Consider the following 18008-nt stretch of genomic DNA (forward strand, 5'->3'; position numbering starts at 1 on the left):
GGCGGGATTCCCGCCGCCGGGGCACCGGAAAGCACTCTCGGCCGTTCCCCCTGCGGGGGCCCGGGGCGGTAACGTTTCGCCGTCCGGGTACACGACCGGTCCCGGAAGACGACAGGCGTACGAGACGGAGTGGCACCGGATGCAGCACGCAGTGGGGGGTCCGCTGCCACCGCACGAGCGGCCCGGCGGGACGCCCGGCCCCGGAGCGGGGGACACCTCCTACCCGAGGACGGGACCGGGCACGGACGCGGGACCGGGCACCGGCTCCCGTCTCGGCGTCCACCCGGCCGTCCCCAGCGGGACCTCCGCGCCCCGGCACCCGGCGCCGCCCGCGGCGCCTCCGCACCCGGCACCCCCGGCCCCGCCCGCCACGGGACCGGGGACGCAGGGCTGGGGCGCGGTCGCCTCCGGCGGCATACCCGGGCACTCCCCGGCGCCCCACTCCTCCGCCCCCCGGCCCCCGGCCGCGCCCCAGTACCCCGCCGCCCCGCCGGCCCCCCGCCCCGAGCCCACCGGAAACGTCCCGCTGCCGCCCCCGGTCGCGCCCCTCGCGCCGCCCGTGGAGCACGGGGCCGGGACCGGCGGCGCGACCCTGGCCGTGCTGCTCATCGGCCCCGCCGGCGCCGGCAAGACGACCGTCGCCCGGCACTGGGCGCAGCGCCGCCGCGTGCCCACCGCGCACATCAGCCTCGACGACGTCCGCGAATGGGTCTGCTCCGGCTTCGCCGACCCCCAGTCCGGCTGGAACGAGCACTCCGAGGCGCAGTACCGGCTCGCCCGCCGCACCTGCGGCTTCGCCGCGCGCAACTTCCTCGCCAACGGCATCTCCTGCGTCGTCGACGACGCCGTCTTCCCCGACCGGCCCGTCGTCGGCCTCGGCGGCTGGAAACGCCACGTCGGCCCCGGCCTGCTGCCCGTCGTCCTCCTGCCCGGCCTGGAGGTCGTCCTGGAGCGCAACGCCCAGCGCAGCGGCAACCGGCGCCTCTCGGACGAGGAGGTCGCCGCCATCCACGGCCGGATGGCCGGCTGGTACGGCTCGGGCCTGCCGATCATCGACAACTCCACGTACGACGTCGAGACCACCGCCCGCGTCCTCGACGACGTCCTCGCCCGCGCGATCGCGAGCCCGCCCTCCTGGTGAGGCCGTGCCCGCCGGGGGCCGGGCGCCCGGTCGGCCGTCCCGAACAGGCCGTCGCGGCCCGCTCCTCGTAGGCTCGGAGCATGTCAGAGGTGTATGCGGACCGCCGTGTACGGCTGCGCGACAGGTGCGCGGCCGCGGGCAGCCCGGCGGCCCTGGTCTCCCGCCCCGCCAACGTCCGCTATCTCGCGGGCGGCTCCCCGCCGGGCGCCGTCCTGCTGGTCGGCCCCGAACCGGAGGCCGACGTCCTGCTCCGCCCCGTCCCGCCCGGGGGCGAGCCGGCCGACGGACGGCTCGACGAACTGCTCCGGCAGCAGGTCCTGCCCACCGGGGGCGGCGACCCGGCCGTCGCCGCCGTCGACCTCGCCCGCCGGGCGGGCGCCGACGCGCTCGCCGTCGAGGAGCACCACCTGACGGTGGCCCGGCACCGGGCCATGGGCACCGTCGCGGCCGCGCCCCGCCTCACCGACCTGGCCTGCGCCGTGGAGCAGCTCAGGATCGTCAAGGACGAGGACGAGATCGGCTGCCTGCGGATCGCCGCCGAGATCGCCGACCAGGCCCTCGGCGAACTCCTCGAATCCATCCTGGTGGGACGGACCGAGCGCCACCTCGCCCTGGAACTGGAGCGCCGGCTCGTCGACCACGGCGCCGATGGGGCCGCCTTCCCGACCTCCGTGGCGACCGGCCCGCACTCCGGCCGCCGCAGGCACCGGCCCACCGACCGCCGGGTCGAGGAGGGCGATTTCCTCTCCGTCTGCCTCGGCGCCGACTACCGCGGCTACCGGTGCGAGATCGGCCGCACGTTCGTCATCGGCACCACCCCCGCCGAGTGGCAGATCGAGCTGTACGAACTCGTCTTCGCCGCTCAGCGGGCCGGCCGGGAGTCGCTCGTGCCCGGCGCCGAGTACCGGGACGTGGACCGGGCGGCCCGCCGGATCCTGAAGGCGGCGGGGCACGCGGAGACCGCCGTGCCCCTCACCGGGCACGGTGTGGGGCTCGAAATCGACGAGGACCCGCAGTTGTCACCCTCGGCCATGGGTAAACTGGACGCTTGTGTGCCGGTCACCGTCGAACCGGGGGTCCACCTCCCGGGCCGGGGCGGGGTCCGGATCGATGACACGCTCGTCGTGCGCCAGGAGGCGGACGGCGGACCCGAGCTACTCACCATCACGACCAAGGAGCTGCTCGCGCTGTAGGGCGCGCACGCCTCCCCGGTCCCACGTCAGTCCAGAGTCCAGGAGATTCCGCAACCGTGGCTTCCACGAACGACCTCAAGAACGGCATGGTGCTCAAGCTCGAAGGCGGCCAGCTCTGGTCCGTCGTCGAGTTCCAGCACGTCAAGCCCGGCAAGGGCCCGGCCTTCGTGCGCACCAAGCTCAAGAACGTGCTGTCCGGCAAGGTCGTCGACAAGACCTTCAACGCGGGCGTCAAGGTCGAGACGGCCACCATCGACCGTCGTGACATGCAGTTCTCCTACATGGACGGCGACTACTTCGTCTTCATGGACATGGAGACGTACGACCAGCTCCACGTCGACCGCAAGTCGGTCGGCGACGCCGCGAACTTCCTGATCGAGGGCTTCACCGCCTCCGTCGCGCAGCACGAGGGCGAGGTCCTCTACGTCGAGCTCCCGGCCGCCGTCGTCCTGACGATCCAGCACACCGACCCGGGCGTCCAGGGCGACCGCTCCACCGGTGGCACCAAGCCCGCCACCCTGGAGACCGGCCACGAGATCCAGGTCCCGCTCTTCATCACCACCGGTGAGAAGATCAAGGTCGACACGCGCAGCAGCGACTACCTCGGCCGGGTGAACGACTAACCGTGGCCGCCCGGAGCAAGGCCCGCAAGCGCGCCTTCCAGATCCTCTTCGAGGCCGACCAGCGCGGTGCCTCCGTGCAGGAGGTCCTCGCGGACCAGGTCCGGCACGCCCGGTCGGACGACCGGCAGCCGCCGGTCAACGAGTTCACCATGCAGCTGGTGGAGGGGTACGCGTCCCACGTGGCGCGCATCGACGAGCTCATCGCCACCTACGCGGTGGACTGGGACCTCGACCGGATGCCCGTCACCGACCGGAACATCGTGCGCCTCGGCGCGTACGAGCTGATCTGGGAGGACGGCACGCCCGACGCGGTCGCGATCGACGAGGCGGTGCAGCTCGCCAAGGAGTTCTCCACCGACGAGTCGCCGGCCTTCGTCAACGGCCTCCTGGCGCGCTTCAAGGACCTGAAGCCGCGCCTGCGCCGGGACGTGGACGCCTGAGTCCGCGCCCGCACCCGCCGACACACCCGAAGGGGCCCGCAGCACTCGATGCCGCGGGCCCCTTCGGCCGTTCGGGTGTCCCTCGGAGGTCCGAAAGCGCTCCCGGGCCCGGGAGCGCCCCCGTACGGGTCCGGAAAGCACGGGATCCGTGGACGTCGGTGACGTCCACGGATCCGGCGGTACGTTTCTGCTGAGCCCTGCGAAGGGGTCAGTTGTCCTCGTGGGCGACCGCGCGGCGCGCGTCCGCGTCCAGCACACCCCAGCTGATCAGCTGCTCGGTGAGGACCGAGGGGGACTGGTCGTAGATGACGGCGAGGGTGCGCAGGTCGTCCTGGCGGATCGACAGCACCTTGCCGTTGTAGTCGCCGCGCTGCGACTGGATCGTCGCCGCGTAGCGCTGGAGCGGGCCGGCCTTCTCCTGCGGGACGTGGGCCAGGCGCTCCAGGTCCAGGACCAGCTTCGGCGGCGGCTCGGCGGCCCCGCCCGGCGTCGTGCCCGGCAGGAGCTCCTGCACCGGCACCCCGTAGAAGTCCGCCAGCTCGGCGAGGCGCTGCACGGTCACGGCGCGGTCGCCCCGCTCGTAGGAGCCGACCACCACGGCCTTCCAGCGGCCCTGGGACTTCTCCTCCACCCCGTGGAGCGAGAGACCCTGCTGGGTGCGGATGGCGCGGAGTTTGGCCCCGAGCTGCTTTGCGTATTCGCTGGACATAACGCTCCCGGACGCTGTGACGACATGCGGCTGCGCCGCGCGGCTGGTAACTCACTGTGAGGTTACGCAGCGTTACACCCACCCGTCAAGCCGAAAGGTCCGTACCGCCCCCTCCCGGGGGACGGCGCCCGGAGGGGCGCCCGGGTGTGCGGAGCGCGCCGCGCCACCCCTGGTAGGGTGGGAGCGCAAGTACGACGTCCTTTAAGAGCCGTCCCGTGAGGCGGAGAAGGAGGTCCGTTTCTCATGGACACCCAGCAGTACGGCGACGACGCGCGGCCCGTTCTCGAAGGCCCCGACATCGCGCGGGTCCTCACCCGCATCGCCCACGAGATCGTCGAGCGCGCCAAGGGCGCCGACGACGTGGTCCTCCTCGGCATTCCCACCCGCGGCGTCTTCCTCGCCCGCCGGCTCGCCGAGAAGCTCGCCGCCATCACCGGCACCAAGGTCCCGGTCGGCTCCCTGGACATCACCATGTACCGGGACGACCTGCGGATGAAGCCCGCCCGCGCCATCGGCCGCACCGAGATCCCCGCCGACGGCATCGACGGGCGCCTCGTCGTCCTCGTCGACGACGTCCTCTTCTCCGGCCGCACGATCCGCGCCGCCCTCGACGCCCTCGGCGACATCGGCCGCCCCCGTGCGGTCCAGCTCGCCGTCCTCGTCGACCGCGGCCACCGCGAGCTGCCCATCCGCGCCGACTACGTCGGCAAGAACCTCCCCACGTCGCTGCGGGAGACGGTCAAGGTCCTGCTCGCCGAGGAGGACGGTCGCGACACCGTCCTGCTCGGCTCCAAGCCCGTCTCCTAGCCGGACCGGCCTCCCCGCCGGGGCCGGGGCACCTCCCTGCCCCCGCACGCCCTCACGCCTCCCCACCACGGAGAGAAACCCCGATGATGCGTCACCTCATCTCGGCCGCCGACCTCACCCGCGACGACGCCGTACTGATCCTCGACACCGCCGAGGAGATGGCCCGGGTGGCCGACCGCCCCATCAAGAAGCTGCCGACCCTGCGCGGCCGCACCATCTGCAACCTCTTCTTCGAGGACTCCACCCGGACCCGGATCTCCTTCGAGGCCGCCGAGAAGCGCCTCTCCGCCGACGTCATCAACTTCGCGGCCAAGGGCTCCAGCGTCTCCAAGGGCGAGTCCCTCAAGGACACCGCCCAGACCCTGGAGGCCATGGGCGTCGACGCGGTCGTCATCCGGCACGGCGCCTCCGGCGCCCCGTACCGCCTCGCCACCTCCGGCTGGATCGACGCCCCCGTCGTCAACGCCGGCGACGGCACCCACCAGCACCCCACCCAGGCCCTCCTGGACGCCTTCACCATGCGCCGCCGCCTCGTCGGCCGCGACACCGGACTCGGCCAGGACCTCGCGGGCAGGCGGATCACCCTCGTCGGCGACGTCCTGCACAGCCGGGTCGCCCGCTCCAACGTCGACCTGCTGCACACCCTCGGCGCCGAGGTCACCCTGGTGGCCCCGCCCACCCTGGTCCCCGTCGGCGTCGAGACCTGGCCCTGCGAGATCTCGTACGACCTCGACGCCGTGCTGCCGAAGTCCGACGCCGTGATGATGCTGCGCGTGCAGCGCGAGCGGATGAACGCCGCCTTCTTCCCCACCGAGCGCGAGTACTCGCGCCGCTACGGGCTCGACGGCGAGCGGATGGCCAGGATGCCCGAGCACGCCATCGTGATGCACCCCGGCCCCATGGTCCGCGGCATGGAGATCACCGCCGAGGTCGCCGACTCCGACCGCTGCACGGTCGTCGAGCAGGTCGCCAACGGCGTGTCCGTCCGCATGGCCGTGCTCTACCTGCTCCTGGGCGGCTCCGAGCCCGCCGTCACCACCACCCCCGCCGCGCGCACCGAGGAGAACAAGTGACCATGAGCAAGATCCTTATCCGCGGCGCGAAGGTGCTCGGCGGCGAGGTCCGGGACGTCCTGATCGACGGCGAGACCGTCGCCGAGGTCGGAAGCGGGCTCTCCGCCGAGGGCGCGACCGTGATCGAGGCCGACGGACAGATCCTCCTGCCGGGCCTGGTCGACCTCCACACCCACCTGCGCGAGCCCGGCCGCGAGGACTCCGAGACCGTCCTCACCGGCACCCGCGCCGCCGCCTCCGGCGGCTACACCTCCGTCTTCGCCATGGCCAACACCCACCCGGTCGCCGACACCGCCGGCGTCGTCGAGCAGGTCTGGCGCCTCGGCAAGGAGTCCGGCTACTGCGACGTGCAGCCCATCGGCGCCGTCACCGTGGGCCTGGAGGGGAAGAAGCTCGCCGAGCTCGGCGCCATGCACGACTCCGCCGCCGGCGTCACCGTCTTCTCCGACGACGGCAAGTGCGTCGACGACGCCGTGATCATGCGCCGCGCCCTGGAGTACGTGAAGGCCTTCGGCGGCGTCGTCGCCCAGCACGCCCAGGAGCCCCGCCTCACCGAGGGCGCCCAGATGAACGAGGGCATCGTCTCCGCCGAGCTCGGCCTCGGCGGCTGGCCCGCCGTCGCCGAGGAGTCGATCATCGCCCGCGACGTCCTCCTCGCCGAGCACGTCGGCTCCCGCGTCCACATCTGCCACCTCTCCACCGCCGGCTCCGTCGAGATCGTCCGCTGGGCCAAGTCCCGCGGCATCGACGTCACCGCCGAGGTCACCCCGCACCACCTCCTCCTCACGGACGAGCTGGTCCGCTCGTACAACCCGGTCTACAAGGTCAACCCGCCGCTGCGCACCGAGAAGGACGTCCTCGCGCTTCGCGAGGCGCTGGCCGACGGCACGATCGACATCGTCGCCACCGACCACGCCCCGCACCCGCACGAGGACAAGGACTGCGAGTGGGCCGCCGCCGCCATGGGCATGGTCGGCCTGGAGACCGCCCTCTCCGTCGTCCAGCAGACGATGGTCGAGACCGGCCTCCTCGACTGGGCCGGCGTCGCCGACCGCATGTCCTTCGCCCCCGCGCGCATCGGCCGGGCCACGGGCCACGGACGTCCCGTCTCGGCTGGTGAGCCCGCGAACCTGACCCTGGTCGATCCGGCTTACCGTGGAGTCGTGGACCCCGCGGACTTCGCCTCCCGCAGCCGCAACACCCCGTACGAGGGCCGCGAGCTGCCGGGACGCGTCACCCACACCTTCCTGCGGGGCCGGGCAACGGTCGTGGACGGGAAGCTGGCGTGACACCACTCATCGCAATCGCCGCAGAGGCAGCCGAACAGAAGTCGGCGGAGGTGACCGACTGGGCCGGACGGCTCGGCTGGGTCGCCGGACTGCTGCTCTTCGTCGCCCTCGTGTACTGGCTCATGCGCCAGGGATGGAAGTGGCGCGGCAGCCTCCAGTCCGACCTCCCCGCCCTGCCCGCCGTGCCGGAGACGGCCGGCGAGGCGAAACTGACCCTCAGCGGGCGCTACCACGGGTCCACGACCGCCGGGCAGTGGCTCGACCGGATCGTCGCCCACGGCCTCGGCGCCCGCAGCCGCGTCGAGCTCACGCTCACCGACGCCGGGATCACGGTCGTCCGCCCCGGGGCGAACGACTTCCACATCCCGGCCGACGCCCTGCGCGAGGCCCGCCTCGACAAGGGCATCGCCGGAAAGGTCCTCGCCGAGGGCGGGCTCCTGATCGTCACCTGGGAGCACGGCGGCGTCCTCCTCGACTCCGGCTTCCGGTCCGACCGGGCGGCGGAACACACCGCCTGGGTCGACACCGTCCATTCCATGACCAGCGCAACGGAAGGCATCGCACGATGACGACCTCCACCAGGGGACCCGCCAAGGCTCCCGCCGTACTCGTCCTGGAGGACGGCCGCATCTTCCGCGGCCGCGCCTACGGGGCCGTGGGGGAGACCTTCGGCGAGGCCGTGTTCTCCACCGGCATGACCGGCTACCAGGAGACCCTCACCGACCCCTCGTACCACCGCCAGGTCGTGGTCATGACCGCCCCGCACGTCGGCAACACCGGCGTCAACGACGAGGACCCCGAGTCCGGCCGCATCTGGGTCTCCGGCTACGTCGTCCGCGACCCCGCCCGCGTCTCCTCCAACTGGCGCGCGCGCCGCTCGCTCGACGAGGAGCTGGAGCGCCAGGGCGTCGTCGGGATCTCCGGCGTCGACACCCGCGCCCTCACCCGCCACCTGCGCGAGCGCGGCGCCATGCGCGTCGGCATCTTCTCCGGCGACGCCTGGACGGGCGTCCGCGACGAGGCCCTGCTCGCCAAGGTCAAGGCGCAGCCCCAGATGAAGGGCGCGAACCTCTCCGCCGAGGTCGCCACCAAGGAGACCTACGTGGTCCCCGCCGTCGGCGAGAAGAAGTTCACCGTCGCCGCCGTCGACCTCGGCATCAAGGGCATGACCCCGCACCGGATGGCCGAGCGCGGCATCGAGGTCCACGTCCTGCCCGCCACCGCCACCGTCGAGGACGTCTACGCCGTCGAGCCCGACGGGGTGTTCTTCTCCAACGGCCCCGGCGACCCGGCCACCGCCGACGGCCCCGTCGCCCTCATGCGGGCCGTCCTGGAGCGGAGGACGCCGCTCTTCGGCATCTGCTTCGGCAACCAGATCCTGGGCCGCGCCCTCGGCTTCGGCACGTACAAGCTGAAGTACGGCCACCGGGGCATCAACCAGCCGGTCCAGGACCGCACCACCGGCAAGGTCGAGGTCACCGCGCACAACCACGGCTTCGCCGTGGACGCGCCCCTCGACAAGGTCTCCGACACCCCCTTCGGCCGCGCCGAGGTCTCCCACGTCTGCCTCAACGACAACGTCGTGGAGGGCCTCCAGCTGCTCGACCGGCCGGCCTTCTCGGTCCAGTACCACCCCGAGGCAGCCGCGGGTCCGCACGACGCCGCGTACCTCTTCGACCGTTTCACGTCTTTGATGGAAACCGCCCTGATGGAGGCCGAGCGTGCCTAAGCGCACCGATATCCAGTCCGTCCTGGTCATCGGCTCCGGCCCGATCGTGATCGGCCAGGCCGCGGAGTTCGACTACTCCGGCACCCAGGCGTGCCGCATCCTCAAGGCCGAGGGCCTGCGGGTGATCCTGGTCAACTCCAACCCGGCCACGATCATGACCGACCCGGAGATCGCCGACGCCACGTACGTCGAGCCGATCACCCCGGAGTTCGTCGAGAAGATCATCGCCAAGGAGCGCCCCGACGCGCTCCTGCCGACGCTGGGCGGGCAGACCGCGCTGAACACCGCGATCTCCATGCACGAGCAGGGCGTCCTGGAGAAGTACGGCGTCGAGCTGATCGGCGCCAACGTCGAGGCCATCCACAAGGGCGAGGACCGCGACCTCTTCAAGGGCGTCGTCGAGGCCGTCAAGGCCAAGATCGGCCACGGCGAGTCCGCCCGCTCGGTCATCTGCCACTCCATGGACGACGTCATCAAGGGCGTCGAGACGCTCGGCGGCTACCCCGTCGTCGTCCGACCCTCCTTCACCATGGGCGGCGCCGGCTCCGGCTTCGCCCACGACGAGGAGGAGCTGCGCCGCATCGCCGGCCAGGGCCTGACGCTCTCCCCGACCACCGAGGTGCTCCTGGAGGAGTCCATCCTCGGCTGGAAGGAGTACGAGCTGGAGCTGATGCGCGACAAGAACGACAACGTCGTGGTCGTCTGCTCCATCGAGAACTTCGACCCGATGGGCGTCCACACCGGCGACTCGATCACCGTCGCCCCGGCGATGACGCTCACCGACCGCGAGTACCAGCGGCTGCGCGACATCGGCATCGCGATCATCCGCGAGGTCGGCGTCGACACCGGCGGCTGCAACATCCAGTTCGCGATCGACCCGACCGACGGCCGGATCATCGTCATCGAGATGAACCCCCGCGTCTCCCGGTCGAGCGCCCTGGCCTCCAAGGCGACCGGCTTCCCGATCGCCAAGATCGCCGCCCGCCTCGCCGTCGGCTACACGCTCGACGAGATCCCGAACGACATCACGGAGAAGACCCCGGCGTCCTTCGAGCCCACGCTCGACTACGTCGTCGTCAAGGCCCCCCGCTTCGCCTTCGAGAAGTTCCCCGCCGCCGACTCCACGCTGACCACGACCATGAAGTCGGTCGGCGAGGCCATGGCGATCGGCCGCAACTTCACCGAGGCGCTCCAGAAGGCCCTGCGCTCCCTGGAGAAGAAGGGCTCGCAGTTCACCTTCGTGGGCGAGCCCGGCGACAAGGACGAGCTGCTGCGCCTGGCCGTGCGCCCGACCGACGGCCGGATCAACACCGTCATGCAGGCGATCCGCGCCGGCGCCACCCCGGAGGAGGTCTTCGACGCCACGAAGATCGACCCGTGGTTCGTCGACCAGCTCTTCCTGATCAAGGAGATCGCCGACGAGCTGGCCGCCGCCGAGAAGCTCGACCCCGAGCTCCTGGCCGAGGCCAAGCGCCACGGCTTCTCCGACGTCCAGATCGCCGAGATCCGCGGCCTGCGCGAGGACGTCGTCCGCGAGGTCCGGCACGCCCTCGGCGTCCGCCCGGTCTACAAGACGGTCGACACCTGCGCCGCCGAGTTCGCCGCGAAGACCCCGTACTTCTACTCCTCCTACGACGAGGAGAACGAGGTCGCGCCGCGCGAGAAGCCCGCCGTGATCATCCTGGGTTCGGGCCCGAACCGCATCGGCCAGGGCATCGAGTTCGACTACTCCTGCGTCCACGCCTCCTTCGCCCTGAGCGACGCGGGCTACGAGACCGTGATGGTCAACTGCAACCCCGAGACCGTCTCCACCGACTACGACACCTCCGACCGGCTCTACTTCGAGCCGCTCACCCTGGAGGACGTCCTGGAGATCGTCCACGCCGAGACCCTCGCCGGGCCCGTCGCCGGCGTCGTCGTCCAGCTCGGCGGCCAGACCCCGCTGGGCCTGTCCCAGGCGCTCAAGGACAACGGCGTGCCGGTCGTCGGCACCTCCCCGGAGGCCATCCACGCCGCCGAGGACCGCGGCGCCTTCGGACAGGTCCTCGCCGAGGCCGGCCTCCCGGCCCCCAAGCACGGCACCGCCACCACCTTCGCCGGCGCCAAGGCCATCGCCGACGAGATCGGCTACCCCGTCCTGGTCCGCCCGTCGTACGTGCTCGGCGGCCGCGGCATGGAGATCGTGTACGACGAGGCCCGCCTGGAGTCGTACATCGCCGAGTCCACCGAGATCAGCCCCACCCGGCCGGTCCTGGTCGACCGCTTCCTCGACGACGCCATCGAGATCGACGTGGACGCGCTCTACGACGGCGAGGAGCTCTACCTCGGCGGCGTGATGGAGCACATCGAGGAGGCCGGCATCCACTCCGGCGACTCGGCCTGCGCCCTGCCCCCGATCACCCTCGGCGGCCACGACATCAAGCGGCTGCGCGCCTCCACCGAGGCCATCGCCAAGGGCGTCGGCGTCCGCGGCCTGATCAACATCCAGTTCGCCATGGCCGGGGACATCCTCTACGTCCTGGAGGCCAACCCGCGCGCCTCCCGGACGGTCCCCTTCACCTCCAAGGCCACCGCGGTGCCGCTGGCGAAGGCCGCCGCCCGCATCTCGCTGGGCGCCACCATCGCCGAGCTGCGCGCCGAGGGCCTGCTGCCGAGGAACGGCGATGGCGGCACCCTGCCGTTCGACGCGCCGATCTCCGTCAAGGAGGCCGTCATGCCCTGGAGCCGCTTCCGCGACATCCACGGCCGCGGCGTCGACACCGTCCTCGGCCCGGAGATGCGCTCCACCGGCGAGGTCATGGGCATCGACTCGGTCTTCGGCACGGCGTACGCCAAGTCGCAGGCCGGCGCGTACGGGCCGCTGCCGACCAAGGGCCGCGCGTTCATCTCGGTCGCCAACCGGGACAAGCGCTCGATGATCTTCCCGGCCCGCGAGCTGGTCGCCCACGGCTTCGAGCTCCTGGCCACCTCCGGCACCGCCGAGGTCCTCAAGCGCAACGGCATCAACGCCACCATCGTGCGCAAGCTCAGCGAGGGCGAGGGCCCGGACGGCGAGAAGACGATCGTCCAGCTCGTCCACGACGGAGAGGTCGACCTCATCGTCAACACCCCCTACGGCACCGGCGGCCGCCTCGACGGCTACGAGATCCGCACCGCCGCCGTCGCCCGCGGCGTCCCGTGCCTGACCACCGTCCAGGCGCTCGCCGCGGCCGTCCAGGGCATCGACGCGCTCAACCACGGCGGCGCCGGCGTCCGCTCCCTCCAGGAGCACGCCGAGCACCTCGTCGCGGCCCGCGACTAGGCGCCGTCCGGCGGGTCGCGGCCCCGGCCACGACCCGCCGGGCAGGCCCGGCAGCCGTACGGAGAAGGGGGACACCGGCCACCGCGCGGTGTCCCCCTCTTCATGACCGAACAAGGGATATTCCGGACGATGTACAAGCTGTTCTTCCACCTGGTCTTCAAGCGGATGGACCCGGAGAAGGCCCACTACCTGGCCTTCCGCTGGATCCGCCTGGCCGCCCGCGTCCCGGTGCTCCGCACCTTCGTCGCCGCCGTCCTCGCCCCCCGGTACGAGGAGCTGCGCACCGAGGCCCTCGGCCTGCGCATGCACGGCCCCTTCGGCCTCGCCGCCGGCTTCGACAAGAACGCCGTGGCCATCGACGGCATGGCGATGCTCGGCTTCGACCACGTCGAGATCGGCACCGTCACCGGCGAGGCCCAGCCCGGCAATCCCCGGAAGCGCCTCTTCCGGCTCGTCCCGGACCGTGCCCTGATCAACCGCATGGGCTTCAACAACGAGGGTTCCGCCGCCGTCGCCGCCCGCCTCCGCGCGCGCGTGCCGGTCTTCAGGACGGTCGTGGGCGTCAACATCGGCAAGACCAAGGTCGTCCCCGAGGCCGAGGCCGCCGCCGACTACGTGAAGTCCACCGAGCGCCTCGCCGCGCACGCCGACTACCTCGTCGTCAACGTCTCCTCCCCGAACACCCCGGGCCTGCGCAACCTCCAGGCCACCGAGTCCCTGCGCCCCCTCCTGACCGCCGTGCGGGAGGCCGCCGACCGCGCGGTCGCCGACCGCCGGGTCCCGCTCCTGGTCAAGATCGCCCCCGACCTGGCCGACGAGGACGTGGACGCGGTCGCCGACCTCGCCCTGGAGCTCGGTCTCGACGGCATCATCGCCACCAACACCACCATCGCCCGCGAGGGCCTCGGCCTGAGGTCCGCCCCCGAGCTGGTCGAGGAGACCGGCGGCCTGTCCGGCCGCCCGGTCAAGCAGCGCTCCCTGGAGGTCCTGCGCCGCCTCCACGCGCGCGTGGGCGACCGCCTGGTCCTGGTCGGCGTCGGCGGCGTCGAGAACGCCGAGGACGCCTGGCAGCGCATCCTCGCCGGCGCCACCCTCGTCCAGGGCTACAGCGCCTTCGTCTACGAGGGTCCGTTCTACGCCCGCGCGATCCACAAGGGACTCGCCGCGCGCCTCGCGGCCTCCCCGTACGCCACCCTCGCCGAGGCCGTCGGCGCCGACAACCGGAAGGCCGCGAAATGACGATCTCCTTCGGATCCCGTCTGCGCTCCGCCATGGACGAGCGCGGCCCCCTCTGCGTCGGCATCGACCCGCACGCCGCCCTGCTCGACTCCTGGGGCCTCGGCGACGACATCGCCGGTCTGGAGCGCTTCACCTTCACCGTCGTCGAGGCCCTCGCCGGCACGGTGGCCGTCTTCAAGCCCCAGTCCGCCTTCTTCGAGCGCTTCGGCTCGCGCGGCGTCGCCGTCCTGGAGCGCGCCGTCTCCGACCTGCGCGCGGCGGGCGGCCTGGTCGTCATGGACGCCAAGCGCGGCGACATCGGCTCCACCATGGCCGCCTACGCCGAGGCCTTCCTGCGCGAGGGCTCCCCGCTCTTCTCCGACGCGCTCACGGTCTCCCCGTACCTCGGCTACGGCTCCCTGAAGCCGGCCGTCGACCTGGCCCGCGAGTCCGGCGCCGGCCTCTTCGTCCTCGCGCTGACCTCCAACCCGGAGGGGAGCGAGGTCCAGCGGGCCGTGCGCACCGACGACCCGGCCGGACGGACGATCGGCGCGACGATGCTCGCCCACCTGGCCGAGGAGAACGCGGGGGAGACGCCCATGGGCTCCTTCGGCGCGGTCGTCGGCGCCACCCTCGGCGACCTGTCCTCCTTCGACCTGGACGTCAACGGCCCGCTCCTGGCCCCCGGCATCGGCGCCCAGGGCGCGACCCCCGCCGACCTCCCCGCCGTCTTCGGCGCGGCGGTCCGCAACGTCGTCCCGAACGTCAGCCGCGGGGTCCTGCGGCACGGCCCGGACGCGACCGCCCTGCGGGACTCCGCGCTCCGCTACGCGGACGAGATCCGCGCGGCCGTCGGCGCGTAACCCCGTCGGGAGCCGTCCGGGGCCGGTCCGGGACCAATCCGCAGGTCGGAGCGGATCGGGCCGCTTTCCGGGCCCGCCCCGGTCGGCCGCCCCGCCACTTGACGAAATCTTGGCTCAAAACCCGGTCGTTATGTCGGAAAAGCCCTGGTCGGTCGATGCTGACCAGGACTTTTCCGCTGTTCTCGCTGACTGGAGCGGCCTCGGCCGCTAGTCTCCGGGGCAGAGCAGGCGTTCAGCGGCCACTCCGTTGACCGTCGCTCCACTGGTGCGGGGCGACTAGCTTCCTCACCGGTCCGTATCCGACAGATCGACATCCGAGGTGACGTAGGCGTGGCTCTTCCGCCCCTTACCCCTGAACAGCGCGCTGCCGCGCTCGAGAAGGCCGCCGCGGCTCGCCGGGAGCGGGCCGAGGTCAAGAATCGACTCAAGCACTCCGGAGCCTCCCTCCACGAGGTCATCAAGACCGGCCAGGAGAACGACGTCATCGGCAAGATGAAGGTCTCCGCGCTCCTCGAGTCCCTGCCGGGCGTGGGCAAGGTCCGCGCCAAGCAGATCATGGAGCGGCTCGGCATCTCCGAGAGCCGCCGGGTGCGCGGTCTCGGCTCCAACCAGATCGCCTCCCTGGAGCGGGAGTTCGGCTCGACCGGCGCCTGATCCGGGACGCGCGTCCCGGGCATGCCCGCGAAGCTGGAATAATCGCTGCATGGCAGCAGAGGTACGTCCGCGGCTGACCGTGCTCTCCGGCCCCTCGGGGGTCGGCAAGAGCACGGTCGTCGCGCATATGCGCAAGGTCCACCCCGAGGTCTGGCTCTCGGTGTCGGCGACGACGCGGAAGCCCCGCCCCGGCGAGAAGCACGGCGTCCACTACTTCTTCGTGGCGGACGACGAGTTCGACAAGCTGATCGCCAACGGTGAGCTCCTCGAATGGGCCGAGTTCGCGGGGAACCGCTACGGCACCCCGCGCGGCGCGGTCCTCGACCGCCTCGACGCCGGCGAGCCCGTCCTCCTGGAGATCGACCTCCAGGGCGCCCGCCAGGTGAAGGACTCCATGCCGGAGTCCCAGCTGGTCTTCCTCGCCCCGCCGAGCTGGGACGAGCTGGTCCGCCGCCTCACCGGCCGCGGCACCGAGTCCCCCGAGGTCATCGAGCGCCGCCTCGACGCCGCGAAGGTCGAGCTGGCCGCCGAGTCCGAGTTCGACACCACCCTCGTCAACACCTCCGTCGAGGACGTCGCGCGCGAGCTGCTAACGTTGATGAACGTTGTCTGATCTTTTCTCCATCTTCGGAAGGTAGAGCGTGTCCTCTTCCATCACCGCGCCCGAGGGCATCATCAACCCGCCGATCGACGAGCTGCTCGAGGCCACCGACTCGAAGTACAGCCTCGTGATCTACGCGGCCAAGCGCGCGCGTCAGATCAACGCGTACTACTCCCAGCTCGGCGAGGGCCTGCTGGAGTACGTGGGTCCGCTCGTCGACACCCACGTCCACGAGAAGCCGCTCTCGATCGCGCTGCGCGAGATCAACGCGGGCCTGCTGACGTCCGAGGCCATCGAGGGCCCGGCGCAGTAAGCACGCGGCGTTTGTCATATCTGTCACCACAGGCCCGGCGGAACATCCGCCGGGCCTGTGGTGTCTCATGGAGTCGTACGCATCCGAGTGCGGGGAGTCGTGGAAGTCGTGGCAAAGCCGAAGGTCGTCCTGGGCGTCAGCGGCGGCATCGCCGCCTACAAGGCGTGCGAGCTGCTCCGCAGGTTCACCGAGTCGGGCCACGACGTCAGGGTCGTGCCCACCGACTCCGCGCTCCACTTCGTCGGCGAGGCCACCTGGTCCGCGCTCTCCGGCAACCCCGTCTCGACCGGGGTGTGGGAGTCCGTCCACGAGGTGCCGCACGTCCGCATCGGCCAGGCCGCCGACCTCGTCGTGGTCGCCCCCGCCACCGCCGACATGCTCGCCAAGGCCGCCCACGGCCTCGCCGACGACCTGCTCACCAACACGCTGCTCACCGCGCGCTGTCCCGTCGTCTTCGCCCCCGCCATGCACACCGAGATGTGGGAGCACCCGGCGACGCGGGAGAACGTGGCGACCCTGCGCCGCCGTGGCGCCGTCGTCGTCGAGCCCGCGGTCGGCCGCCTCACCGGCGTCGACACCGGCAAGGGGCGGCTGCCCGACCCCGGCGAGATCTTCGAGGTCTGCCGCCGCGTCCTCGCCCGGGGCGCCACCGCCCCCGACCTCGCCGGCCGCCACGTCGTGGTCAGCGCGGGCGGCACCCGCGAGCCCCTCGACCCCGTCCGCTACCTGGGCAACCGCTCCTCCGGCAAGCAGGGCTACGCCCTCGCGCGGGCCGCCGCCGCCCGGGGCGCCCGGGTCACCCTCGTCGAGGCCAACACCGGCCTCCCCGACCCGGCCGGCGTCGACGTCGTCCGCGTCGGCACCGCCGTCCAGCTCCGCGAGGCCGTCCTCAAGGCCGTCGCCGACGCCGACGCGGTGGTCATGGCGGCCGCCGTCGCCGACTTCCGGCCGGCCGTCTACGCCCCCGGAAAGATCAAGAAGAAGGGCGACGACGGCGCCCCCGTCGTCGAGCTCGTCCGCAACCCCGACATCCTCGCCGAGCTCTCCGCCGACCGCGCCCTGCCCGGCCAGGTGGTCGTCGGCTTCGCCGCCGAGACCGACGACGTCCTCGCCAACGGACGCGAGAAGCTCGCCCGCAAGGGCTGCGACCTCCTCGTCGTCAACGAGGTGGGGGAGCGCAAGACCTTCGGCTCCGAGGAGAACGAGGCCGTGGTGCTCGCCGCGGACGGCGCCGAGACCCCCGTGCCGTACGGCCCGAAGGAAGCGCTCGCCGAGACGGTCTGGGACCTGGTCCTGCCGAGGCTCCGTCCCACCGACTGAGATGTCCGGGTCCGGTCACCGCGCGGCACGCCGTCACCCGGGAGAAGGGGGCGAAACACCTCCTGGCGAGTGATTCGCGTCCCACCGGAACGGACGTTCCGCCCTTGTCGGCGGCCGGTTCCGGCCGTCCGGGGCCATCCACCGGGCGAGACACCTGGTCCACAGCCCGACCACGACCGATAGACTGTTCGTGGAACGTCGCGGGGCGCAGCCCCCTGCCGGTCCGAGCCACGAGTAGCCAGCAGCCGCTGCAACCCCAGGGAGCGTTGTGTCCCGTCGTCTGTTCACCTCGGAATCCGTCACCGAGGGACACCCCGACAAGATCGCTGACCAGATCAGCGACACCATCCTCGACGCCCTGCTGCGCGAGGACCCCACCTCGCGTGTCGCCGTCGAGACGCTGATCACCACCGGCCTGGTGCACGTCGCCGGAGAGGTGACCACCAAGGCGTGGGCGGACATCCCCACCCTCGTCCGGAACAAGATCCTCGAGATCGGTTACGACTCCTCGAAGAAGGGCTTCGACGGCGCCTCCTGCGGCGTGTCGGTGTCCATCGGGTCGCAGTCGCCGGACATCGCCCAGGGTGTCGACACCGCGTACGAGAAGCGGGTCGAGGGCGACGAGGACGAGCTCGACAAGCAGGGCGCGGGCGACCAGGGTCTGATGTTCGGCTACGCGTCGGACGAGACGCCCGAGCTGATGCCGCTGCCCATCCACCTGGCGCACCGGCTGT

18 protein-coding genes are annotated in these 18008 nt (G+C 72.0%); 17 read left to right on the plus strand and 1 reads right to left on the minus strand.

The genetic code is table 11. The features are described 5' to 3' along the window. Window positions 1–139 precede the first annotated feature (139 nt). From ACIQKA_RS30020 to nusB, 4 genes are all read left to right on the plus strand, one after another. Window positions 140–1141 carry an AAA family ATPase gene (locus ACIQKA_RS30020; protein ID WP_390111777.1) on the plus strand — a complete coding sequence of 334 codons (1002 nt, stop codon included), beginning with the start codon at window positions 140–142 and terminating at the stop codon, window positions 1139–1141. An 80-nt stretch (window positions 1142–1221) separates the two neighbouring features. Beyond that, window positions 1222–2334, plus strand: a complete 1113-nt coding sequence (locus ACIQKA_RS30025) for a M24 family metallopeptidase (protein WP_383156001.1) — start codon at window positions 1222–1224, stop codon at window positions 2332–2334. 56 nt (window positions 2335–2390) lie between these two features. After that, window positions 2391–2957 (plus strand): elongation factor P, encoded by a 567-nt coding sequence (gene efp, locus ACIQKA_RS30030; protein ID WP_366377628.1) that lies wholly within the window; start codon window positions 2391–2393, stop codon window positions 2955–2957. 2 nt (window positions 2958–2959) lie between these two features. Continuing rightward, a complete protein-coding gene (nusB, locus tag ACIQKA_RS30035; protein ID WP_383155999.1) occupies window positions 2960–3397 on the plus strand; it encodes a transcription antitermination factor NusB in 438 nt (145 codons plus the stop codon). A 208-nt stretch (window positions 3398–3605) separates the two neighbouring features. Here the strand turns inward: nusB and bldD are convergent, their stop codons facing one another. Then, window positions 3606–4106 carry a transcriptional regulator BldD gene (gene bldD, locus ACIQKA_RS30040; protein ID WP_017242229.1) on the minus strand — a complete coding sequence of 167 codons (501 nt, stop codon included), beginning with the start codon at window positions 4104–4106 and terminating at the stop codon, window positions 3606–3608. 243 nt (window positions 4107–4349) lie between these two features. Between bldD and pyrR the strand changes: the two genes are divergently transcribed. The 13 genes from pyrR to ACIQKA_RS30105 form a co-directional block, all read left to right on the plus strand. Further along, the gene (gene pyrR, locus ACIQKA_RS30045) at window positions 4350–4913 is read left to right on the plus strand and encodes a bifunctional pyr operon transcriptional regulator/uracil phosphoribosyltransferase PyrR (protein WP_383155996.1); all 564 of its coding nucleotides are present in this window, start codon (window positions 4350–4352) and stop codon (window positions 4911–4913) included. Between the two features lie 83 nt (window positions 4914–4996). After that, the gene (locus tag ACIQKA_RS30050; protein ID WP_383155993.1) at window positions 4997–5986 is read left to right on the plus strand and encodes an aspartate carbamoyltransferase catalytic subunit; all 990 of its coding nucleotides are present in this window, start codon (window positions 4997–4999) and stop codon (window positions 5984–5986) included. Between the two features lie 2 nt (window positions 5987–5988). Then, window positions 5989–7275: a dihydroorotase gene (locus tag ACIQKA_RS30055; protein WP_383155991.1), complete on the plus strand. Its 1287-nt coding sequence runs from the start codon at window positions 5989–5991 to the stop codon at window positions 7273–7275. Continuing rightward, a complete protein-coding gene (locus ACIQKA_RS30060; RefSeq protein WP_402542958.1) occupies window positions 7272–7844 on the plus strand; it encodes a hypothetical protein in 573 nt (190 codons plus the stop codon). The genes ACIQKA_RS30055 and ACIQKA_RS30060 overlap by 4 nt, the downstream gene beginning before the upstream one ends. Continuing rightward, window positions 7841–9004: a glutamine-hydrolyzing carbamoyl-phosphate synthase small subunit gene (gene carA / locus ACIQKA_RS30065; RefSeq protein ID WP_383155987.1), complete on the plus strand. Its 1164-nt coding sequence runs from the start codon at window positions 7841–7843 to the stop codon at window positions 9002–9004. The genes ACIQKA_RS30060 and carA overlap by 4 nt, the downstream gene beginning before the upstream one ends. Continuing rightward, window positions 8997–12305 carry a carbamoyl-phosphate synthase large subunit gene (gene carB / locus ACIQKA_RS30070; RefSeq protein ID WP_383155985.1) on the plus strand — a complete coding sequence of 1103 codons (3309 nt, stop codon included), beginning with the start codon at window positions 8997–8999 and terminating at the stop codon, window positions 12303–12305. The genes carA and carB overlap by 8 nt, the downstream gene beginning before the upstream one ends. 129 nt (window positions 12306–12434) lie before the next feature. Continuing rightward, complete coding sequence (locus ACIQKA_RS30075) at window positions 12435–13544, plus strand: quinone-dependent dihydroorotate dehydrogenase (RefSeq protein WP_383435752.1); 1110 nt, start codon at window positions 12435–12437, stop codon at window positions 13542–13544. Further along, a complete protein-coding gene (gene pyrF, locus ACIQKA_RS30080) occupies window positions 13541–14386 on the plus strand; it encodes an orotidine-5'-phosphate decarboxylase (RefSeq protein WP_383445125.1) in 846 nt (281 codons plus the stop codon). The genes ACIQKA_RS30075 and pyrF overlap by 4 nt, the downstream gene beginning before the upstream one ends. A 330-nt stretch (window positions 14387–14716) precedes the next feature. After that, entirely contained in the window at window positions 14717–15040 is a 324-nt protein-coding gene (locus ACIQKA_RS30085; protein ID WP_030204477.1) for an integration host factor, read from the plus strand. A gap of 49 nt (window positions 15041–15089) precedes the next feature. Next, entirely contained in the window at window positions 15090–15653 is a 564-nt protein-coding gene (gene gmk, locus ACIQKA_RS30090) for a guanylate kinase (RefSeq protein WP_383155976.1), read from the plus strand. Window positions 15654–15681: 28 nt separating this feature from the next. Next, on the plus strand, window positions 15682–15954 hold the full coding sequence (gene rpoZ / locus ACIQKA_RS30095) for a DNA-directed RNA polymerase subunit omega (RefSeq protein WP_005319902.1): 273 nt from the start codon (window positions 15682–15684) through the stop codon (window positions 15952–15954). 108 nt (window positions 15955–16062) lie between these two features. After that, window positions 16063–17274, plus strand: coding sequence for a bifunctional phosphopantothenoylcysteine decarboxylase/phosphopantothenate--cysteine ligase CoaBC (gene coaBC, locus ACIQKA_RS30100; RefSeq protein WP_383155973.1), 1212 nt, complete (start codon window positions 16063–16065; stop codon window positions 17272–17274). Between the two features lie 268 nt (window positions 17275–17542). Continuing rightward, window positions 17543–18008, plus strand: a 466-nt coding sequence (locus ACIQKA_RS30105; RefSeq protein ID WP_392334750.1) for an S-adenosylmethionine synthetase N-terminal domain-containing protein, incomplete at its 3' end; no start/stop codon positions are given.

It is taken from the genome of Streptomyces sp. NPDC092045, from assembly GCF_044756005.1.
GTDB lineage: Bacteria > Actinomycetota > Actinomycetes > Streptomycetales > Streptomycetaceae > Streptomyces.